Consider the following 21,241-nt stretch of genomic DNA (forward strand, 5'->3'; position numbering starts at 1 on the left):
CGGGCGGGGAAAACGAGGGGTTTGAAAAGTCAAAAGCCCGATTGCAGGAATCGGGCTTTTTTCTGGGCCACCATGGGCTCAGCTCACTGTGCCGTTGCGTTCGATCACGCGGTCACCACCGCCTTCGGCGAGGGTCTCACCCAGCTTGGTGCGGGAAGAGCCGACTTCGGCGAGGGTCTCACCCAGCTTGGTGCGGGAAGAGCCGTCTTCGGCGAGGGTCTCGCCCAGCTTGGTGCGGGCAGAGCCGTCTTCGGCGAGGGTCTCACCCAGCTTGGTGCGGGAAGAGCCGTCTTCAGCCAAGGTCTCACTCTGCTTGGTGCGGTCGTAACCGTCTTCAGCCAAGGTCTCGCTTTGCTTGGTGCGGTCATAACCGTCTTCAACCAGACCTTTTTGTTCCAGGCGATCACGGCCACCTTCGGCAACCGTCTGGCTGTAGACAGAGTGGCTGTCCTTGACCTGTGGCGTGGCTTGTTCGGAAGCTGGCAGTGCGAAGGCAGTGGAGGCCAGCAGTGAAAGGGACAGGCTCATCAGTAATTGGCGTTTCATGATCGTTGCTCCTTGGGGGGGCGATAAAGTGGGTACGAGGGCAATGCTACTCTCGATAAGTCGATATAAAAGTTCATAAAGACAATGGTAATAATCAACGGAATTGATTGTTCTGCGCGAAGGCTCTAGAACGGGCGTTTCCGAGGTGCCGTTTTGCACCGAGGTGGGTATTTTGTACCCACTACTGCCTCGTAAATGTGCGAGGGCGGTAACAGTTTGTTGGCTGATCGGTCAGGAATATTGCATTTTTTTGTGCCGTTCATCGGCACCTGTGGGCCGCTTTACCAGTCCAACCCTTCATAACGAACCGACTGCAAGGTCGTGTTCCCAGCGGCGTCGCGGTTGCGGACGCTGACTTGTCATCAGGAGCCTTGTGCATGACGCGCACCTCGAAAATCCTCGCCTGGAGCTTTGCCAGCCTTGTTGTCCTGCTGGCCGTGCTGGTCCTGGTCATCGCCTTCTTCGACTGGAACCGCATCAAGCCCACGCTCAATGCCAAGGTTTCCGAGGAGTTGCATCGTCCCTTCGCCATCAACGGCAATCTGGCGGTAGCCTGGCAGCGTGAGCCAGAGGAAGGGGGCTGGCGTGCCTGGCTGCCCTGGCCCCATGTGGTGGCCGAGGATTTGAGCCTGGGCAACCCTGACTGGTCGAAAACCCCGCAAATGGTCACGCTCAAGCGTGTCGAGTTGCGCGTGTCCCCCTTGGCCTTGCTGGCCCGGCGGGTGGCGATACCGCGCATCGACCTGACTGAGCCCAATGCCAACCTGCAGCGTCTGGCTGACGGACGCGCCAACTGGACCTTCCAATTCGATCCGAAAGACCCGGACGCCGAGCCGTCCAGCTGGGCGGTGGACATCGGCGCCATCGGCTTCGACAAGGGCCACGTCACCCTTGACGACCAGACGCTCAAGACCCGGCTCGACCTGTTGATCGACCCGTTGGGCAAACCCATCCCGTTCAGCGACATTGTTGGCGACAAGGCCGCCAAAAAGGCTCAGGACCAGGGCGCGACACCGCAGGACTACGCGTTCGCCTTCAAGGTCAACGGGCAGTATCACGGGCAGAACCTGGCCGGCTCCGGCAAGGTCGGTGGTTTGCTGGCATTGCAGGATGCCTCACGACCCTTTCCGCTCCAGGCCCAGGCGAAGATCGCCGAGACCCGCGTCGAACTGGCCGGCACCCTCACCGACCCGATGAATCTCGGGGCCCTGGACTTGCGCCTGAAACTGGCCGGCAACAGCCTGGCTCATCTCTACCCGCTGACCGGCGTGACCCTGCCGGATTCGCCGCCTTACGCCACCGATGGCCGCTTGATTGCCAAGCTGCATGAGCCGGGTGGGGCGCTGTTCCGCTACGAGGCGTTCAACGGCAAGATCGGCGACAGCGATATCCATGGCGACCTGGCTTATGTCGCCAGTCAGCCCCGGCCGAAACTCAGTGGCGCGCTGGTCTCCAACCAATTGCTGTTCAGCGACCTGGCGCCGCTGATCGGTGCGGACTCCAATACCGAGCAAAAGGCCCGTGGCGGCGCCAGCAAGCAGCCAGCCGACAAGATCTTGCCCGTGGAAGAGTTTCGCACCGAGCGTTGGAACGTGATGGACGCCGATGTGGAGTTCACCGGCAAGCGCATTGTCCATAGCGAGCAGTTGCCATTCACCGACCTGTATACCCATCTGGTGCTCAACGATGGGCAGTTGAGCCTCGAGCCCCTGCGCTTCGGTGTGGCCGGTGGTCGCCTCGATGCGCAGATCCGCCTCAATGGCCATGCCCAGCCCCTTGAAGGCCAGGCGAAGTTGACGGCGCGCGGCTTCAAACTCAAGCAGCTGTTCCCGGGTTTTGAGCCGATGAAAACCAGTTTCGGCGAATTGAACGGCGATGCCGATATCACCGGGCGCGGCAATTCGGTGGCGGCGTTGCTGGGCACTTCCAACGGCACGCTGAAAATGCTCATCAACGATGGCGCTATCAGTCGTGAGCTGATGGAGCTGGCGGGGCTGAACGTCGGCAACTACGTGGTGGGGAAAATCTTTGGCGACAAGGAAGTGAAGATCAACTGCGCAGCGGCGGACTTCGACATCAAGACGGGCCTGGCAACCACGCGTCTGTTCGTGTTCGACACCGAGAACGCGATCATCTACATCGACGGCACGGCGAACATGGCGAATGAACAGCTGGACCTGACCATCACCCCCGAGTCCAAGGGCTGGCGCCTGATTTCCCTGCGCTCGCCGTTGTACGTCCGGGGTCCGTTCGCCAAGCCCGCCGCCGGGGTCAAGGCGGTGCCGCTGATGCTGCGCGGCGCCGGGATGGTGGCGTTGGGTGTGATCGCTGCACCGGCCGCCGGCTTGCTCGCGCTGGTAGCGCCCAGCGGCGGTGAGCCGAACCAGTGCGCACCGCTGCTGGAGCAGATGAAGGCGGGCAAGGCGCCGGTGACGGTCAAGCCCACCCGATAAGCCAGGCTTGCGGTGAGGCGACGGGCCTCATCGCGAGCAAGCTCGCGCCCACAGGGAGATGCGATTCCATGTGGGAGCGAGCTTGCTCGCGATAGCGGTATCAGTATCAGAGGTCGGCCAGGATATCGGCCATGTCATCGGCATGCTCTTCTTCCTGGGCCAGGATGTCTTCGAAGATGCGCCGGGTGGTCGGGTCTTTTTCGCCGATGTACTGGATGATTTCCCGATAGCTGTCGATGGCGATCCGTTCCGCCACCAGGTCCTCGTACACCATTTCCTTGAGGGTGTTGCCCGCCACGTACTGGGCGTGGGAATTGCGGGTCAACAGGTCGGGGTTGAACTCCGGCTCGCCGCCCAACTGCACGATTCGCTCGGCGAGTTTGTCGGCGTGTTCGGCTTCCTGGTTCGCGTGCTCGAGGAATTCACTGGCCGCCACGCTGGCCTTGAGGCCGGTGGCCATGAAGTAGTGGCGCTTATAGCGCAGCACGCACACCAGTTCGGTGGCCAGCGCTTCGTTGAGCAGGCGGACAACTTCCTGCCGATCGGCGCCGTAACCTTCGGTCACTGCGCCGTTCTGCACGTTCTGCCGTGCACGTTCGCGCAGGGTCGTTACATCGGATAAGTGCATGTCGCTCATCTCGTTCTCCTGGAGGCTGATCCGGTGGGAGCGTCACGCTCTGATGGCGCGATCACTCTAAGTCTGAGTGACACGGTCCTGAAAAAGTTTTACCGAGTTTTTCAGCGCATAGCCGGACAGCCGTGCTTCCTCCCCTAGCCACTGGAAGAACGCCCGCACCGGGGGATGGCGTTCGCGGCCCGGGACGCACAGGGCGCTATAGCCAGCACCATTGACTTGGACGTCCGGGCGATAGCCCACCAGCAAGCCACTGGCGATGCTTTCGGACGCCAGGATATTACTCGCCAGCACCAGGCCCTGCCCGGCGATCGCCGCTTGCAAGGCGTAATGCTCCTCGTCGTACGCGCGCATGCACGGCTGCCGGGTAAGCCAGGTTTCCCCGGCCTGGGCGCACCAGGCATCCCAACCGTGGGCGTACAGCTTGGCGTTGTGCCAATGCACGCTGATCAGCGTCGGCACCTGCCGTGCCGCCAGGGCCACCTGTTCAGGCGAGCCATAGACCCCGAAGCTTTCATCGAACAGGCACATGCCGTACAGGTTCGGGTAGGCGTCCAAGCTGTAGCGCACCACCAGGTCGACGCTGGCGTCCTGGTGCAGGTCGATCACTTCGCAGTGGGTGTCCAGGCGCACGTTGATGTTCGGGTGACGCGCATAAAAACGCCCCAGGCGAGGCACCAGCCACAGGGCGGCAAACGCTGCGGTGGTGGACAGTGTCAGGTGGCTGGTGCTGCGTTGCGGGCGCAGGGTGTCGACGCTTTGGGCCACTTCCAGCAACGCCCCGTGCAGGCTGTGGAACAAGCGTTGCCCGCCGTCGGTGAGGCGTACCTGGCGTGGCAGGCGTTCGAACAGCGCCAGCCCCAGCCAGCTCTCCAGGGATCGAATCTGATGGGAGACCGCCGTAGGCGTCACCGACAGCTCCGCCGCAGCCGCCTTGAAACTGAGCAGCCGCGCGGCAGCCTCGAAGGCGCGCAGGGCGTTGAGCGGCAGGTTGGCGAACATCCTGATTCTCCTGAAATACGATGGATGAAACTAATTCATCCAGATGAACTAACGCTCATTTGTCTGTCAGCGGCAACGAGCCTCAAGCTGCAAGGCATAAGCAGTTTTGATTGTAGCCGCATAAAAGGAGATTCAGATGAGTAGTATTCTTGTGGTGCATGGCAGTCCACGTGGCGAGCGCTCTCATTCCCGGCGCTTGGCCGAGGTCTTTGTGTCGGCGTGGCAGGCCGCCCATCCACAATCGCAATTGACCCGTCGAGAAGTTGGACGGACAGTGATTGCACCGGTCAACGAAGCGTTCATCGCCGCGGCGTTCTACCCCGAGCCCCAGGCCCGCCCGTTGATCATGCAAGCGGACCTGGCCCTGAGCGATGCCTTGGTCGAGGAGTTGCAAGCCCATGACCGATTGGTGATCTCCGCGCCCATGCACAACTTCAGCGTGCCCGGCGGCGTGAAGGCCTGGATCGACCAGATCGTGCGCATCGGGCTGACGTTCAACCACAGCCTGGATAATGGCGTGTCGCACTACGAGCCGCTGTTGCTGGGCAAGAAGGCGCTGATCGTGACCAGTCGCGGCGATTTCGGTTTCGGGCCTGGCGGCCCGTTGGAGAGCATGAACCACGCCGACACGCTGTTGCGCACCGTCCTGGGGTTTATCGGCATTACCGATGTGACGGTGGTGGCGGCAGAAGGCGAGGAGTCGGCCGAGCGCAGCTTTGCGTTGTCCTGCGCCGAGGCCGAGGAGCGTTTGCTGGCCTTGGCGCGGTCCTTCTGAGAAGGGCTGTTGCGCAGCCCAACGGGAGCAAGCGCCCTCGCCACGGATTCATCTGGATGTCATAGACTGGTCATCATCAGTACCGATGCTGACCCCTCTTGATCACAAGGATGTCGCCATGTCGCAACGCTGCGCCACTCGTTATCCGCTGGTACTGGTCCCGGGCATGCTCGGGTTCATACGCCTGGTGTTGTATTCGTACTGGTATGGGATCGTCTCGGCGCTGCGTCGCGGCGGGGCAGTGGTCGTGGCGGTGAAGGTTTCGCCGCTGCATTCTTCCGAGGTGCGCGGCGAGCAATTGCTGGCGCGGATCGAGGAGATCCTGCGGCAAACCGGTGCGCAGAAAGTCAACCTGATCGGCCACAGCCAGGGCAGCCTTACCGCCCGCTATGCGGCGGCCAAACGGCCGGATCTGGTGGCGTCGGTCACGTCGGTGGCAGGCACCAACCACGGCTCCGAACTGGCGGATTACCTGCAAGCCCACTACCCCGCCGACAGTGCCAAGGGGCGCGTGCTCAGTGCCGTGCTGCGCCTGATCAACACCCTGATGAGCCTGCTGGAAACCGGCTATCGCGGGCCGAAGCTACCGGTGGATATACAGGCGTCCCATGCTTCCCTGACCACCGCCGGGGTGGCGCTGTTCAACCAACGTTATCCACAGGGCTTGCCGCAAACCTGGGGCGGGAATGGACCGGAAGAGGTCAATGGCGTGCGTTACTACTCGTGGTCCGGCACCTTGCAGCCAGGCAAGACCGATAGAGGGCGCAATCTGTTCGACGGCACCAACCGCACTTGCCGTTTATTCGCCCGCACCTTTGTCAGGGAAGCGGGGCAATGCGATGGCATGGTCGGACGCTACAGCTCGCACCTGGGCACGGTCATCGGCGATGACTATCCGCTGGACCATTTCGATATCGTCAATCAATCGCTGGGGTTGGTGGGCAAGGGGGCCGAGCCGATCCGGTTGTTTGTCGAGCATGCCGAGCGGTTGAAGGCTGCCGGGGTGTAGCCCGTTGGACCGCGTTATCGTTCATCGCGAGCAAGCGCTAGATCAGGCCCTGAGGGTCAACCTGGGGAAGGTGTAACAGGCGTTGTCTACACTGCACCTCATCGCCGCACCCTCGTGCGGCAGCCAGGAGAACCACCATGAAGATGCTGCGTGTCCCTCTGTTGATGATCGGTTTGCTACTGTGTTCCCAGGGCTTCGCCGAGACGGCGCAGCAGACCAAGATGACCACCTGCAACGCCGATGCCACCGCCAAGGCGCTCAAGGGTGACGAGCGCAAGGCGTTCATGAGCACCTGCCTCAAGGCTGCACCGAGCACCCCGCAGGAACGCATGAAAACCTGCAATGCCACGGCCACCACCCAGGCATTGAAGGGCGATGCCCGCAAGGCGTTCATGAGTGAGTGCCTGAAGAAAAAATAAGCGTTGAACCCATGAGCCCTATCGCGAGCAAGCGCGCTCCCACGGTGGGGCTGTGTTGCCCGGTCCAGGGTGGGAGCGAGCTTGCTCGCGATGGGGCCGGCACATCCACCGCAAAAAACCCTGAACTGCGACGAAGGTTGGCCGATACAATCCCTAGTGCTGCTAGTGGAAGGCTGGCAGACTGCCGATCCTTTCACGCCGTTTTGTCCTGAGGCTGTATGCCAACGTTTTCTCAGCGTCATGTGTTGTTGGTGATCAGTTGGGTGATCATTTTTGGTGGGCTGTTGCTGGTGCTGCCGCTGCGCCTGTTGCCGAGCCTGCTGGCCGGGTTGCTGGTGTTCGAACTGGTCAACATGCTCACCCCGCAGTTGCAGCGACTGATCGAAGGCCGCCGTGCTCGCTGGTTGGCGGTGGCGTTGCTGGGCACGCTGGTGGTCAGTGTGCTGACGTTGATCTTCGCCGGCGCTTTCAGTTTCCTGTTGCATGAAGCGGAAAACCCGGGCGCGTCCCTGGACAAGTTCATGACCGTGGTCGACCGTGCCCGTGGGCAATTACCGCCGTTCATCGACGCTTACCTGCCGGCCAGCGCCGCCGAGTTCCGGGTGGCGATCGGTGACTGGGTGAGCAAGCACCTGAGCGACCTGCAACTGGTGGGCAAGGACGCGGCCCACATGTTCGTGACGCTGCTGATCGGCATGGTGCTGGGGGCCATCGTTGCCCTGCAGCGCATCCCCGACCTGACCAAGCGCAAGCCTCTGGCCGCGGCGCTGTTCGATCGCCTGAACCTGCTGGTCAAGGCGTTTCGCAACATCGTCTTCGCCCAGATCAAGATTTCCCTGCTCAACACCTTCTTCACCGGGATTTTCCTGGCGGTGGTGCTGCCGTTGTTCGGCATCAAGCTACCGCTGACCAAGACCCTGATCGTGATGACCTTCCTGCTGGGGCTGCTACCGGTCATCGGCAACCTGATGTCCAACACCCTGATCACCATTGTCGGCTTGTCGCTGTCGATCTGGGTGGCGGTGGCGGCGCTGGGTTACCTGATCGTGATCCACAAGCTCGAGTACTTCCTCAACGCCCGCATTGTCGGCGGGCAGATCAGCGCCAAGTCCTGGGAGTTGCTCATGGCGATGCTGGTGTTCGAAGCCGCATTCGGCCTGCCGGGGGTGGTGGCGGGACCGATTTATTATGCGTATCTCAAGAGTGAGTTGAAGCAGGTGGGGATGGTTTAGGAGCAGCGGCAAGTTTTCAGCGGCAAGCTACAAGTAGAAGCCAACCTGCTTTCACTTGCCGCTTGCCGCTTGCCGCTTGCCGCTTGCCGCTTGAAGCTGCTCCTCACCCATACCGCTTCATCGCCTCGATCGCCAACCCGCTACCGATACTGCCGAAGATATTGCCTTCCACATGCCGCGCCTGGGGCAGCATCGCCGAGACGCTGTTGCGCAGCGCCGGGATACCGCTGGAACCGCCGGTGAAGAACACCGTGTCCACCTGATCGACCCGCACGTCGGCATCGCCCAGCAACTGCGTGACGCTGCCGCGCACTCGCTCCAGCAAGCCGTCGATGGCCGACTCGAACAAGGCCCGGCTCAGGTCCACGCTCAGGCCCGGCTCGATCCGGTCCAGGAGCAAATGACGCTGGTCGGCGTGGGTCAGCTCGATCTTGGTTTCTTCCACTTCCATCGCCAGCCAGTGCCCGGCGCGCTGTTCGATCAGTTTGAACAACCGGTCGATGCCGCCGGTGTCTTCGATGTCGTAGCGCATGCTGCCCAGGGCGAGGGTGGATTTTTGCGAGTACACCGCGTTGATGGTGTGCCAGGTCGCCAGGTTCATGTGGTGACTGGTGGGCATGTAGGCGCCACTCTTCATGCGGCTGCCGTAGCCGAACAGCGGCATCAGGCCGGCTAGCGAAAGTTGCTTGTCGAAATCGGTCCCGCCGATGTGCACGCCACCGGTGGCGAGAATGTCGGCGTGGCGGTTGTCGTGGGTGCGGCGCTCGGGGGACAGGCGCACCAGGGAGAAGTCCGAGGTACCGCCGCCGATGTCGACGATCAGCACCAGCTCTTCTTTCTCGATGGTCGATTCATAATCGAAGGCCGCGGCGATGGGCTCGTACTGGAATGAAACCTCCTTGAAGCCGATGGCTCGGGCGACGTCCACCAGGGTGTTTTCCGCTTCCTGGTCGGCCATTTCATCGTCGTCGACGAAAAACACCGGGCGACCCAGCACCACTTCTTCGAACTCCCGACCGGCGGTGGCCTCGGCGCGTTTCTTCAACTGGCCGATGAACAGCCCCAGCAGATCCTTGAACGGCATGGCCGTGCCCAACACGCTGGTGTCGTGCTTGATCAGCTTGGAGCCCAGCAGGCTCTTGAGCGAGCGCATCAGCCGGCCTTCGTAGCCTTCCAGGTATTCGTGCAGGGCCAGGCGGCCATACACCGGGCGGCGTTCCTCGAGATTGAAAAAGACCACCGAAGGCAGGGTGATCTTGTCGTCCTCCAGCGCGATCAACGTTTCCATGCCGGGGCGCAGCCAGCCGACGGTGGAGTTGGACGTGCCAAAGTCGATGCCGCAGGCACGGGCCGGGGATGCGTTTTTCATGTCTTTCGGGTTCCAGTTGAAAAAACGGCCGCGCAGTGTATGTCAGTGCGGCCCGGATTCGAAGGCCGGTTATCTGCTAATTCGCAATCGTTGGCCTTGAAAGACGCCCCGACACCCCCAAACTTGCTGGCATGAGCCTGGCAGCCACAGGGCGGGCACAAGAACCGCCACCGACTGCCGATAAACTTCTGCTGCACCGCCCGGTCACAAACCTTGAGATCGGTCAAACCCCAGGACTTGTATCACGAGCATGCTGAGGGTGGTGGTGCGATTCGATAATGGATGGTGATCCTTCAATGGACTTCAAAGACTATTACAAGATCCTGGGTGTGGAGCCGACGGCCGACGACGCCACGATCAAGGCCGCCTATCGCAAATTGGCGCGCAAGTACCACCCGGATGTCAGTAAGGAAAAAGACGCCGAGACCAAGTTCAAGGACGTCTCCGAAGCCTATGAAGCGCTGAAGAGCGCCGACAAGCGCGCCGAGTACGACGACCTGCGCCGTTATGGCCAGCACGGCCAGCCGTTCCAGGGCCCTCCGGGTTGGCAAAGCCGTGGCGGTTTTGGCGGTGGCCAGGACACCGGCGACTTCTCGGACTTCTTCAGTTCGATCTTCGGCAATCGCGGGTCGGGTTTCGGTGGTGGGCAGTCAGGTCGCAGCGCCGGCCGTCGAGGGCAAGACGTGGAAATGGAATTACCGATCTTCCTGGAAGAGACCCTGTCGAGCGAGTCGAAGAAAGTCAGCTTCCAGGTGCCGCAGTACAACGCAGCCGGCCAGCATGTGAGCAACACCAGCAAAAGCCTGAACGTAAAGATCCCGGCCGGTGTGACGGACGGCGAACGCATCCGCCTCAAGGGCCAGGGCGCGCCGGGTATCGGTGGCGGTGCCAATGGTGACCTGTACCTGACCATTCGCTTCGCGCCGCACCCCAAGTTCGACGTCGAAGGCCAGGACCTGATCATCACCTTGCCGCTGGCCCCGTGGGAATTGGCCCTGGGCACCGAAGTGGCGGTGCCGACCCTCACCGGCAAGATCAACCTCAAGGTCCCGGCCGGCAGCCAGAACGGCCAGCGCATGCGCGCCAAGGGCCATGGCCTGCGCAACAAGGCCGGCGAGCGCGGTTATCTGTTCGTGCAGCTCAAGGCCGTGATGCCCAAGGCCAACGATGAGGCGGTCAAGGCACTGTGGGCAGAACTGGCGAAGAAAGCCGCGTTCGATCCGCGGGAGAATTTCTGATGGTTGCTGGTTGCTGGTTGCTGAGGCATTCATTTGATTGGCCAGGCAAGAAACCGTGGCGAGGGGATTTATCCCCGTTGGGCTGCAAAGCAGCCCCAAAAAGGCTGAGCGCAATCAGCCTGACATACCGAGGCGGTGAGTCTTGGGGCTGCTACGCAGCCCAGCGGGGATAAATCCCCTCGCCACAGGTGTTTGTGTCCACAAGGGCAGTCACGGCTAGACTCGACAGTTACGCATTGGGAGAAGCAGACCATGAACAACCCGATCATTGAACTGACCCTGACGGAGTTCTGCGAGGCCGCCGCGTTGCAGGATGTCCACGTCATCGAAATCGTCGCCCACGGCATCCTCGAACCCCATGGCGCGGCTCCGGCGGATTGGCGTTTCACTGACTACGAACTGGTCCTGGCCCGCCGCGCGGCCAAGTTGCGCCGCGAGCTGGAGCTGGAATGGGAAGGCGTCGCCCTGGCGCTGGACCTGCTGGAGGAAGTGCAACAACTGCGCAGCGAAAACCGCATGCTCAAGCAGCGGTTGGGGCGGTTGGTGATCGACTAGGTGTATCGGCACATCAATCCAGCCCTATGTATCGGCGATGGCGACCATTGGTCGCCGTCATTTAAGCGTTGATAACTTAGCTTGTGTTTCGGATGTTGCTGTTCTGTTCAGGCAGCGGCATCAGGACCTTTAAAGTTCTGGTGATCTGTATAGGGTTACCTGAAGGGTCGTATTTCACGTGATACTCATGCTCGGCATTATTTCCCCACGCTCTTGGAGGGGGAACAGGAATACGTCCATCTTTAACGGGTCCGTTGTCCCAGATTAACTCCATTGATCTCTCATCGGGGCTGATGAGACTTACCTGTCCGCCCGAGTCATTAAAGCGGGGCGTTGATTTTAGTGGGCGTGGTGGCGGAGGAATTTCCCTAACACGTTGGGTAACATTGGTGGTTGGTTGAGTCTGTGTGGTTGGGGGAGGGGGCGCGATGATTGTAGGTTCGGTGCGCACTGGCTGAGATCCGGTAGGAGTGTAAACAATAGCAGTGGTACTTCTAGAACTTCGGGTAAGGGAATCTAAGCTAGGTGCAGGGGCTGAGGACCTAGATGGAAGAACAAGCCTTCTGCCCTGCCCGACATGCCCCGTCGGATCCGAAAAATTCACCGGATCTCCCACGCAATACATGTACGCATTCAACCCACCCTTCCCAAATGGGCTCAAACTGTCCGGGCTATGAAAGCGCATCAATACCGGGTTGTAGACGCGATAGCCCTTGCCCAAAAAATACCAACCCAGCCGCGCCTCCCGCAGTTCACCATTAAAGCCTAGCTTCGTCGCAATCATCTGTTGCGTGGACTGCTGTCCGTAAGCGGAATATGCGATAGAACGGGTCTGACTCTCCGAAACTTCAGCGAGGATGGAGTGCTTGTCATCCGCGGCCAGCAGAATGGTTTGGGATTGGCGCGAATGTACATCATCAGGGCGAGAGCGGGTCATGACGGGCCTTCCCTTGTGCTGAGTGCCGACGTTAATCAACGTCTCCCGTTTTACCCGTATTTTGTAACGCTGGTAACTAGCAGAAGTGTTAGTGGCTGCCGCCTTCGGCATAGCAGCCATTTCCTTCGCGAACACCGATTCAAAACAGAAAATACCGCTGCGCCATCGGCAGCACCTCAGCCGGTTCACACCACAGCAACACCCCATCGGCCTTGACCTGGTACGTCTGTGGATCAACGTCGATGCTCGGCAGGTAGTCGTTGTGGATCAAGTCGGTCTTCTGCACATCGCGACAGCCCTTGACCACGGCGATTCTCTTCTTCAAGCCCAATTGCTCCGGTAGCCCCGCCTCGGCGGCGGCCTGGCTGATGAAGGTCAGGCTGGTGGCGTGCCGCGAGCCGCCAAAGCTTGCGAACATCGGTCGGTAGTGCACCGGTTGCGGCGTCGGGATCGAGGCGTTGGCGTCGCCCATCAGGCTGGCGGCGATGGCCCCGCCTTTGAGGATCAGGGTTGGCTTGACGCCGAAGAATGCCGGTCGCCACAGCACCAGGTCAGCCCATTTGCCCACTTCGATGGAACCCACTTCATGGCTGATGCCGTGGGTGATTGCCGGGTTGATGGTGTACTTGGCGATGTAGCGCTTGATGCGGAAATTGTCATTGCCTTCGCCGTCGCCGGGCAGGGCGCCGCGTTGCTTCTTCATCTTATCGGCGGTCTGCCAGGTGCGGGTGATGACTTCGCCGACGCGGCCCATGGCCTGGCTGTCGGAGCTGATCATCGAGAACGCACCGAGGTCATGGAGGATGTCTTCGGCGGCGATGGTTTCGCGGCGGATGCGGCTTTCGGCGAAGGCCACGTCTTCGGCGATGCTCGGGTCCAGGTGATGGCAGACCATCAGCATGTCCAGGTGTTCGTCGATGGTGTTGCGGGTGAACGGCCGGGTCGGGTTGGTGGAGCTGGGCAGCACGTTGGCGAAGCCGCAGGCCTTGATGATGTCCGGCGCATGACCGCCGCCAGCGCCTTCGGTGTGGTAGGTGTGGATGGTGCGGCCCTTGAACGCGGCGAGGGTGGTCTCGACGAAGCCAGACTCGTTGAGGGTGTCGGTGTGAATCGCCACCTGCACATCGTACTGGTCGGCCACGCTCAGGCAGTTGTCGATGGCCGCCGGCGTGGTGCCCCAGTCTTCGTGGAGTTTCAGGCCGATGGCCCCGGCCTTGACCTGCTCGATCAACGGTTCCGGCAGGCTGGCGTTGCCCTTGCCGGTGAAGCCGATGTTCATCGGGAACGCGTCGGCGGCCTGGAGCATGCGCGCCAAGTGCCAGGGGCCGGAGGTGCAGGTGGTGGCGTTGGTCCCGGTGGCCGGGCCCGTGCCGCCGCCGATCATGGTGGTGACGCCGCTCATCAGCGCTTCTTCGATCTGTTGTGGGCAGATGAAGTGGATGTGGGTATCGATACCGCCGGCGGTGAGGATCATGCCTTCGCCAGCGATCACTTCGGTGCTGGCGCCGATGGCGATGGTCACATCAGGCTGGATGTCCGGGTTGCCGGCCTTGCCGATGGCCGCGATGCGTCCGTCCTTGAGGCCGACATCGGCCTTGACGATGCCCCAGTGGTCGATGATCAGCGCGTTGGTGATCAAGGTGTCGACGACCTCGGCAGCCAGCAGCTGGCTCTGGCCCATGCCGTCGCGAATCACCTTGCCGCCACCGAACTTCACCTCTTCGCCGTAGGTGGTGAAATCCTTTTCCACTTCGATCCACAACTCGGTGTCGGCCAGGCGGACCTTGTCACCGACGGTGGGGCCGAACATGTCGGCGTAGGCTTGTCTCGAAATTTTCATGTGCTTGCCTTGGAATTCAATATTCGAAATTTGCGATCACTGTGGCGAGGGAGCTTGCTCCCGCTGGGCTGCGCAGCAGCCCCCAAAAACAGGGCCGCTGCGCGCCCCAGCGGGAGCAAGCTCCCTCGCCACAAAGGCGTGTCAATCCAGGTCGCCCATCACCCGCCCGGCAAACCCGAACACCCGCCGATGCCCGGCCAGGTCCACCAGCTCCACCTCGCGGCTCTGGCCTGGCTCGAAGCGCACGGCGGTGCCGGCCGGGATGTTCAGGCGCATGCCACGGCTGGCGGCGCGGTCGAAGGTCAGGGCGTCGTTGGTCTCGAAAAAGTGATAGTGCGAGCCGACCTGGATCGGCCGATCGCCGCTGTTGGCGACCTTCAGCGTGAGCGTGCGGCGGCCGACGTTGAGTTCGATGTCGCCAGGCTGGACCTGGTATTGCCCTGGAATCATTGCGGTTGCCCCAAAGTCTTGTAGTAAATGGCGGTCGGTGTGTAGGTCCCGTCCGGGCTCTGGCAGTAGTCGGGCAGCTCGCCGACGCGGGTGTAGCCCATGGCCCGGTAGAACGCCTCGGCCTCGGAACCGGCCTCGGTGTCGAGGTACAGCAGGCCGCGCTTGTGCTGACGGGCGCCGAGTTCCAGGGCATTCATCAATTGCTGGCCGAGGCCCCGGCGGCGCGCCTCGCCGCGGACCAGCAGCTTCTGCACTTCGGCGCGATTGAGGCCGTTGGGCTTCTGGCACAGGGCAAGCTGGACGCTGGCCTGCACCTGTTCATCCTTGACCACTACCCACAGCAGCAAGTGGCCCTGGTTGAGGCTGGCCTGGACTTCGTCGAAGTAGGCGCGGGCCTGGACGGCATCGAGGTCGGCCATGAACCCCACGCTGGCGCCATAGCCGACGGCATCGAGCAACAGATCGATCAGGCCCTGGCGATAATGCGCAAAGCTTTCAGCGTGGACTCGACGCAACTGGGCGGGGTTCATAGGCATCACTCCTTGTCTAAGGCAGGCGGTTGCGCCCCGGGATCGAGGACCAACTGCATGAAAGTCAGGTCCAGCCAGCGACCGAACTTGGTACCCACCTGGGGCATTTGCCCGGTGGTGATGAAACCGGCTCGCTCGTGCAAGCGAATCGAGGCGGTGTTGCCGCTTTCAATGGCGGCGACCATGACGTGCTTGGCGCAGGCCCTGGCGCGCTCGACCAGCGTGGTCATCAGCCGTGGACCGAGGCCGTTGCCGCGCTGATCGCTGCGTACGTACACCGAATGCTCCACGGTGTGCCGGAAACCGTCGAAAGGCCGCCAGTCGCCGAATGAAGCGTAGCCGAGCACGTTCTCCTCGGCGTCGACCACCACCAGCACCGGGTAGCCTTGGGATTGCCGGGCGCTGAACCAGGCCTGGCGATTGCCCAGGTCCACGGCCTGTTCGTTCCAGATCGCGGTGGTGTTCAGCACCGCGTCGTTGTAGATGTCGCGGATCGCTGGCAGGTCGGTCGGCTGGGCGTCGCGCACGAGATAGGTCATGGCATGGCCTCAGGCGATCGGTTGATGGACGGTGACCAGTTTGGTGCCGTCGGGAAACGTCGCCTCGACCTGGATCTCGGGGATCATTTCCGGGATGCCTTCCATCACCTGTTCGCGGCTCAGCAGCGTGGTGCCGTAGTGCATCAGCTCGGCCACGGTCTGGCCGTCACGGGCGCCTTCGAGCAGGGCCGCGGAGATATAGGCCATGGCCTCCGGGTAGTTGAGCTTCAGGCCACGGGCCAACCGTCGTTCGGCGACGAGGCCGGCGGTGAAGATCAGCAGCTTGTCTTTTTCGCGTGGGGTCAGGTCCATGTGCAATCCATAAGGGCAGATAAATAGTTTTCGCTGTAAACACATCCCCCTGTGGGAGCGAGCTTGCTCGCGCCCACAGGAAAGCAAATTCAGGTGCTCCAGATTCTCGGGGGGACGGCCTCCCGACCGAGCAGCGCCGGGCGCAGGAGCCGCCACAACGCAATCAACCACCCCCGCGCCAGCAACGCCTCGCTCGCCAGGCACCGCGCCACGACCAGGCCGGGCAACTGGGTCAGGTCACCGCGCACGGCATGGCCCAGGGAGCGGCACTGCTCCAACAGCTCGCTGTCGATCTCGCCGGTCACCCATAACGTGGCAAACACCGGATCCCCGCCCAGGCCGATGGGCGAGTCGAGCAAGCCATCACCGCCCACAATGCGCTGGCGCTCATGCCACAGCAACTGGCCGTCGCGACGAATGTCCAGCCGCGACTGGAAATGCCCCAGGTCGAACCGCTCGCCGCTGGCCGGTCGGCCGAGGGCAACCATGTCCCAGTAGAACAAACGCCCGTCGCCCTGCAGGTCTATGCAGGTGCTGAGTTCGGCCTGGGCCGCGCTGAAGACGATGGTTTCCTGGGGCAGCCATTCCAGGGTCGCGCCGGGAGCCACGCTCAGGGTCAACTGCTGGTACGCCGGGCCGGCGGCGCGATACCACTTGGCCGCGCCGGGGCTGGTTAATTGCGCCCAGGCGTCCGGGCCGACGTGGGCCGAAATGTCCAAGCGGTCACCGCCGGCTATCCCACCGGGCGGGTGGACGATGATGTGCTGGCACACCTCGGGGCCTTCGGCATACAAGTGCTTCTGCACCCGCAGCGGGCCTTTATGGCGGCGCTGTACCGGGCGTGTGCAGTCGCCAAAACGGGCGTAGATCAGTTCCAGCTCGGCATGCCAGCTAGGGGTGAACACGCCTGAAGGCGCCAACGAAGAGACAGGTAGATTCATGATTTTCAATGATCGTCAGGACGCTACAGACTAGATCGTAACCAGGCCGCGCACACCCTCGGCTTCCATATTTTCTCCACGCCCTTGCTGCACGATCTCGCCCCGGGACATCACCAGGTATTGATCGGCCAGCTCGGCGGCGAAGTCGTAGAACTGCTCCACCAGCAGAATCGCCATGTCGCCCCGGGCGGCCAGCTTCTTAATGACCGCGCCGATCTCCTTGATCACCGACGGCTGGATGCCTTCGGTGGGCTCGTCGAGAATCAGCAGGCGCGGACGGCTGGCCAGGGCCCGGCCGATGGCGAGTTGCTGCTGCTGGCCGCCGGACAGGTCACCGCCACGGCGCTGCTTCATCTGCAGCAGCACCGGGAACAGTTCGTAGATAAACGCCGGCACCTCCTTGGCCTCGGAGCCGGGAAACCGCGACAGGCCCATCAGCAGGTTTTCTTCCACCGTCAGCCGCCCGAAAATCTCCCGGCCCTGGGGCACGTAGGCGATGCCGGCATGCACCCGTTGGTGTGGCTTGAACGTGGTGATGGCCTTGCCTTCCCAATTCACCGCACCTTCCTTGGCCGGCAACAGGCCCATCAGGCATTTGAGCAGGGTGGTCTTGCCCACGCCGTTGCGACCCAGCAGGCAGGTCACTTCGCCGATCTTCACGTCGAACGAGAGGCCCCGAAGGATGTGGCTACCGCCGTAGTACTGGTGCAGCTTGTCGACTTGCAGCATCTTCCAGAATCTCCTCAAGTTCCCTGTGGGAGCGAGCTTGCTCGCGATAGCGGTGGGTCAGCTTGCTTAGGTGCTGAATGTGTCGCCGCCATCGCGAGCAAGCTCGCTCCCACAGGGAACAGCATTTGCCACTCTAGCGACCGAGGTACACCTCGATCACCCGCTCATTGTCCTGCACCTGTTCCAGCGACCCTTCGGCCAGCACGCTGCCCTGGTGCAGCACGGTGACGTGGTCGGCAATCGCGCCGACGAAGCCCATGTCGTGCTCTACCACCATCAGCGAATGCTTGCCCGCCAGGGACTTGAACAGCTCGGCGGTGAACTCTGTCTCGGCGTCGGTCATGCCCGCCACCGGTTCGTCGAGCAGCAGCAATTGCGGGTCTTGTACCAGCAGCATGCCAATCTCCAGGAACTGCTTCTGCCCGTGGGACAGCAACCCGGCAGCGCGGTTGACCGAGTTGGTGAGGCGGATGGTCTCGAGCACTTCGCTGATGCGATCGTGCTGCTCGCCAGTGAGTTTCGCCCGCAGGCTGGCCCACACCGATTTGTCGGTCTTGAGCGCCAGCTCCAGGTTTTCGAACACGCTCAACGCTTCGAACACCGTGGGTTTCTGGAACTTGCGCCCGATGCCCGCCTGGGCGATCTGCACTTCGCTCATGCTGGTCAGGTCCAGGGTTTCGCCGAACCAGGCCTTGCCGTGGCTGGGGCGGGTCTTGCCGGTGATCACGTCCATCAACGTGGTCTTGCCCGCGCCGTTGGGGCCGATGATGCAGCGCAATTCGCCGACGCCGATGTACAGGTTCAAATCGTTCAAGGCCTTGAAGCCGTCGAAGCTGACGCTGATGTCTTCCAGGGTCAGGATGGTGCCGTGGCGGGTGTTCAGGCCAACGCCTGCCGCCTGGCCGAGGCCGATGGCGTCGCGGCTGCTGCCGGCGTCCTGGTTGGGTTCCGGCGGAAAGAAAGCAGGTTCGAGCATGAATTCGGCACTCGCTGTGATTCTCATTGTTCACCTCGTTTCTTCAGCAGTCCGATCATGCCCTTGGGCAAGTACAGGGTCACGACGATGAACAGCGCACCGAGGAAGAACAGCCAGTACTCAGGGAAGGCCACGGTGAACCAGCTCTTCATGCCATTGACTACGCCGGCACCCAGTAGCGGTCCGATCAGCGTGCCGCGCCCGCCAAGGGCGACCCACACGGCGGCTTCGATGGAGTTGGTCGGCGACATTTCGCTGGGGTTGATGATGCCCACCTGCGGCACGTACAACGCCCCGGCCAGGCCGCACAACACTGCGCTCAACACCCAGACGAACAGCTTGAAACCACGGGGATCGTAACCGCAGAACATCAGGCGGTTTTCCGCATCGCGCAGGGCGGTCAGCACCCGGCCGAACTTGCTGCGGGCCAGGCGCCAGCCGATGAACAGGCTCGCCACCAGCAACAACACCGTGGCAAAAAACAGCACGGCCCGGGTGCCCGGTTCGGTGATGCCAAAGCCCAGGATCGAGCGGAAATTGGTGAAGCCGTTGTTGCCACCGAACCCGGTTTCGTTGCGGAAGAACAGCAGCATCCCGGCGAAGGTCAGGGCCTGGGTCATGATCGAGAAATACACGCCCTTGATCCGCGAACGGAAGGCGAAGAAGCCGAACACCAGCGCCAGCAGCCCCGGCGCCAGCACCACCAGGCACAGGGCCCAGAGAAAACTGTCGGTGCCGGCCCAGTACCAGGGCAGTTCGGTCCACGACAGGAACGTCATGAACGCCGGCAAGCCATCACCGGCGGCCTGGCGCATCAGGTACATGCCCATGGCATAGCCGCCCAGAGCGAAGAACAGGCCGTGACCCAGGGACAACAAACCGGCGTAGCCCCAGACCAGGTCCAACGCCAGGGCGACGATGGCGTAGCAGAGGATCTTGCCCACCAGGGTCAAGGTATAGGCTGAAACGTGCAGTGGATGGTCCGCCGCCAACAGCGACAGCAGCGGCAGGCTCAGCAGCACCGCCAGGATTACCGCGCCGATGGCGAGGGTGAGTTTGGGACCGGCCTTTTGCGTGGCCGTGAGCATCAGGGGCTGGTTCATCAGTCGATTACCCGTCCTTTGAGCGCGAAGAGGCCTTGCGGACGCTTCTGGATGAACAGAATGATCAGCGCGAGGATCAGGATCTTGCCGAGCACGGCGCCGATCTGCGGTTCGAGGATCTTGTTGGCGATGCCCAGGCCGAACGCGGCGAACACGCTACCGGCCAACTGGCCGACACCACCGAGCACCACCACCAGGAACGAGTCGATGATGTAGCTCTGGCCCAGGTCCGGGCCGACGTTGCCGATCTGGCTCAGGGCCACGCCACCGAGCCCGGCGATGCCCGAGCCGAGGCCGAAGGCGAGCATGTCCACGCGGCCGGTGGGCACACCGCAGCAGGCGGCCATGTTGCGGTTCTGGGTGACGGCGCGCACGTTCAGGCCTAGGCGCGTCTTGTTCAGCAGCAGCCAGGTCAGCACCACCACGAACAGTGCGAAGGCAATGATCACGATGCGGTTGTATGGGAGCACCAGGTTCGGTAACACCTGGATCCCGCCCGACAGCCAGGCCGGGTTGGCGACTTCGACGTTCTGCGCGCCGAACACCAGGCGCACCAGTTGGATCAGCATCAGGCTGATGCCCCAGGTGGCGAGCAGAGTTTCCAACGGACGCCCATAGAGGTGGCGAATCACCGTGCGTTCCAAAGCCATGCCGATGGCCGCGGTGATGAAAAACGCCACCGGCAGGGCGATCAGCGGGTAGAACTCGATGGCGTTCGGGGCGAAGCGCTGGAACAGCATCTGCACCACATAAGTGGAGTAGGCACCGAGCATCAGCATCTCGCCGTGGGCCATGTTGATCACCCCCAGCAGGCCGAAGGTGATGGCCAGGCCGAGGGCGGCGAGCAGCAGGATCGAACCCAGGGACATGCCGCTGAAGGCCTGGCCCAGCAGCTCGCCCACCAGGAGTTTGCGTTTGACTTGGGCGAGGCTGGTTTCGGCGGCGGTGCGCACGTTGGCATCGGTTTCGACGCCGGGCTCAAGCAAACCTTCCAGGCGGGTACGGGCCAGCGGATCGCCGGTTTCCCCCAGCAGGCGGACGGCGGCCAGGCGCACGTTCGGGTTGGTGTCCACCAGTTGCAGGTTCGCCAGGGCCAGGCTCAGGGCGGCATGTACATCTTCGTCCTGCTCGCCGGCCAGTTGCCGATCGAGAAACGCCAGTTGGGCCGGACGGGCACTTTTTTGCAGCTGCTGCGCGGCGCCGAGGCGTACGCGGGCATCGACGGCGAGCAGTTGATGGCTGGCGAGGGCCGTTTCGATCAGCCCGCGCAAGCGGTTGTTCAGGCGCAGGGTCTTGGGTTGGCCGTCGACGGTCAACTGGCCCTGTTGCAGGGCATTGATCAGTTCGACGCGCTCAGGCTCCGGCTGGGCGGCCCAGGTTTCCAGCAGCTTGGCTTGCTGGGTCGGGTTGGCGGCGACGAAATCTTCGGCGTCACCGGCGTGGGCCTCCAGTGGCAACAGCAGCACCAGGGCGAGGATGAGGCGGTAGAGGGCGGTGGGCATATGCTAGGCCTTGCGCAGTGCTTTTTGTGGGAGCGAGCTTGCTCGCGATAGCGGTGTGTCAGTCACTGTTCTTCTGGCTGATCCACCGCTATCGCGAGCAAGCTCGCTCCCACAGGGGTTGTGTGTCGGCCCGGGGATTGGGGCCGACAC

22 protein-coding genes are annotated in these 21,241 nt (G+C 62.3%); 7 read left to right on the forward strand and 15 right to left on the reverse strand.

Annotated elements, in window-relative coordinates:
• Window positions 1–78 precede the first annotated feature (78 nt).
• The gene (locus BLU76_RS09150; protein ID WP_092222446.1) at window positions 79–546 is read right to left on the reverse strand and encodes a hypothetical protein; all 468 of its coding nucleotides are present in this window, start codon (window positions 544–546) and stop codon (window positions 79–81) included.
• 377 nt (window positions 547–923) lie between these two features.
• On the opposite strand from BLU76_RS09150, the gene BLU76_RS09155 reads away from it, so the two are divergent.
• Window positions 924–2,999, forward strand: a complete 2,076-nt coding sequence (locus BLU76_RS09155) for an AsmA family protein (protein WP_092222448.1) — start codon at window positions 924–926, stop codon at window positions 2,997–2,999.
• Window positions 3,000–3,105: 106 nt separating this feature from the next.
• Here the strand turns inward: BLU76_RS09155 and BLU76_RS09160 are convergent, their stop codons facing one another.
• Complete coding sequence (locus BLU76_RS09160) at window positions 3,106–3,636, reverse strand: ferritin-like domain-containing protein (RefSeq protein WP_003197320.1); 531 nt, start codon at window positions 3,634–3,636, stop codon at window positions 3,106–3,108.
• A gap of 57 nt (window positions 3,637–3,693) precedes the next feature.
• On the reverse strand, window positions 3,694–4,635 hold the full coding sequence (locus BLU76_RS09165; RefSeq protein ID WP_092222450.1) for a LysR substrate-binding domain-containing protein: 942 nt from the start codon (window positions 4,633–4,635) through the stop codon (window positions 3,694–3,696).
• A 136-nt stretch (window positions 4,636–4,771) separates the two neighbouring features.
• Here BLU76_RS09165 and BLU76_RS09170 point away from each other — a divergent pair, with 136 nt between their 5' ends.
• The 4 genes from BLU76_RS09170 (at window position 4,772) to BLU76_RS09185 (ending at window position 8,070) form a co-directional block, all read left to right on the forward strand.
• Window positions 4,772–5,410, forward strand: a complete 639-nt coding sequence (locus BLU76_RS09170) for an FMN-dependent NADH-azoreductase (RefSeq protein ID WP_092147007.1) — start codon at window positions 4,772–4,774, stop codon at window positions 5,408–5,410.
• 118 nt (window positions 5,411–5,528) lie between these two features.
• Window positions 5,529–6,419 carry an esterase/lipase family protein gene (locus tag BLU76_RS09175; protein ID WP_092147009.1) on the forward strand — a complete coding sequence of 297 codons (891 nt, stop codon included), beginning with the start codon at window positions 5,529–5,531 and terminating at the stop codon, window positions 6,417–6,419.
• 137 nt (window positions 6,420–6,556) lie between these two features.
• Window positions 6,557–6,838, forward strand: a complete 282-nt coding sequence (locus BLU76_RS09180) for a PsiF family protein (RefSeq protein ID WP_092147012.1) — start codon at window positions 6,557–6,559, stop codon at window positions 6,836–6,838.
• 218 nt (window positions 6,839–7,056) lie between these two features.
• Complete coding sequence (locus tag BLU76_RS09185) at window positions 7,057–8,070, forward strand: AI-2E family transporter (RefSeq protein WP_003197331.1); 1,014 nt, start codon at window positions 7,057–7,059, stop codon at window positions 8,068–8,070.
• 103 nt (window positions 8,071–8,173) lie between these two features.
• On the opposite strand, the gene BLU76_RS09190 is transcribed toward BLU76_RS09185, so the two are convergent.
• Window positions 8,174–9,439, reverse strand: coding sequence for an Hsp70 family protein (locus tag BLU76_RS09190; protein WP_092222452.1), 1,266 nt, complete (start codon window positions 9,437–9,439; stop codon window positions 8,174–8,176).
• 296 nt (window positions 9,440–9,735) lie between these two features.
• Here BLU76_RS09190 and BLU76_RS09195 point away from each other — a divergent pair, with 296 nt between their 5' ends.
• Both BLU76_RS09195 and BLU76_RS09200 read left to right on the forward strand, forming a co-directional pair.
• On the forward strand, window positions 9,736–10,677 hold the full coding sequence (locus tag BLU76_RS09195) for a DnaJ C-terminal domain-containing protein (protein WP_092147016.1): 942 nt from the start codon (window positions 9,736–9,738) through the stop codon (window positions 10,675–10,677).
• Window positions 10,678–10,929: 252 nt separating this feature from the next.
• Window positions 10,930–11,232: a chaperone modulator CbpM gene (locus tag BLU76_RS09200; protein ID WP_092222454.1), complete on the forward strand. Its 303-nt coding sequence runs from the start codon at window positions 10,930–10,932 to the stop codon at window positions 11,230–11,232.
• 76 nt (window positions 11,233–11,308) lie between these two features.
• Here BLU76_RS09200 and BLU76_RS09205 read toward each other — a convergent pair whose 3' ends face one another.
• From BLU76_RS09205 to urtB, 11 genes are all read right to left on the reverse strand, one after another.
• Window positions 11,309–12,169, reverse strand: coding sequence for an RHS repeat-associated core domain-containing protein (locus tag BLU76_RS09205; protein WP_256572662.1), 861 nt, complete (start codon window positions 12,167–12,169; stop codon window positions 11,309–11,311).
• 139 nt (window positions 12,170–12,308) lie between these two features.
• The gene (gene ureC / locus BLU76_RS09210) at window positions 12,309–14,009 is read right to left on the reverse strand and encodes an urease subunit alpha (protein WP_072340207.1); all 1,701 of its coding nucleotides are present in this window, start codon (window positions 14,007–14,009) and stop codon (window positions 12,309–12,311) included.
• Window positions 14,010–14,150: 141 nt separating this feature from the next.
• On the reverse strand, window positions 14,151–14,459 hold the full coding sequence (locus BLU76_RS09215; protein WP_092222458.1) for an urease subunit beta: 309 nt from the start codon (window positions 14,457–14,459) through the stop codon (window positions 14,151–14,153).
• Entirely contained in the window at window positions 14,456–14,989 is a 534-nt protein-coding gene (locus BLU76_RS09220) for a GNAT family N-acetyltransferase (RefSeq protein ID WP_072340210.1), read from the reverse strand. Before BLU76_RS09220 ends, BLU76_RS09215 begins: the two co-directional genes overlap by 4 nt.
• Before the next feature lie 5 nt (window positions 14,990–14,994).
• Window positions 14,995–15,528, reverse strand: coding sequence for a GNAT family N-acetyltransferase (locus BLU76_RS09225; protein WP_092222460.1), 534 nt, complete (start codon window positions 15,526–15,528; stop codon window positions 14,995–14,997).
• 9 nt (window positions 15,529–15,537) lie between these two features.
• Entirely contained in the window at window positions 15,538–15,840 is a 303-nt protein-coding gene (gene ureA, locus BLU76_RS09230) for an urease subunit gamma (protein ID WP_003197350.1), read from the reverse strand.
• A gap of 89 nt (window positions 15,841–15,929) precedes the next feature.
• On the reverse strand, window positions 15,930–16,781 hold the full coding sequence (locus tag BLU76_RS09235; protein WP_092222462.1) for an urease accessory protein UreD: 852 nt from the start codon (window positions 16,779–16,781) through the stop codon (window positions 15,930–15,932).
• A gap of 30 nt (window positions 16,782–16,811) precedes the next feature.
• The gene (gene urtE, locus BLU76_RS09240) at window positions 16,812–17,510 is read right to left on the reverse strand and encodes an urea ABC transporter ATP-binding subunit UrtE (RefSeq protein WP_092222464.1); all 699 of its coding nucleotides are present in this window, start codon (window positions 17,508–17,510) and stop codon (window positions 16,812–16,814) included.
• Window positions 17,511–17,643: 133 nt separating this feature from the next.
• Window positions 17,644–18,513: an urea ABC transporter ATP-binding protein UrtD gene (urtD, locus tag BLU76_RS09250; protein WP_092222468.1), complete on the reverse strand. Its 870-nt coding sequence runs from the start codon at window positions 18,511–18,513 to the stop codon at window positions 17,644–17,646.
• Entirely contained in the window at window positions 18,510–19,589 is a 1,080-nt protein-coding gene (gene urtC / locus BLU76_RS09255; RefSeq protein WP_092222470.1) for an urea ABC transporter permease subunit UrtC, read from the reverse strand. Before urtC ends, urtD begins: the two co-directional genes overlap by 4 nt.
• Window positions 19,589–21,091, reverse strand: coding sequence for an urea ABC transporter permease subunit UrtB (gene urtB / locus BLU76_RS09260; RefSeq protein WP_092222472.1), 1,503 nt, complete (start codon window positions 21,089–21,091; stop codon window positions 19,589–19,591). The genes urtC and urtB overlap by 1 nt, the downstream gene beginning before the upstream one ends.
• Between the last annotated feature and the right edge of the window lie 150 nt (window positions 21,092–21,241).

Source organism: Pseudomonas sp. NFACC08-1, assembly GCF_900106735.1.
GTDB lineage: Bacteria > Pseudomonadota > Gammaproteobacteria > Pseudomonadales > Pseudomonadaceae > Aquipseudomonas > Aquipseudomonas fluorescens_Q.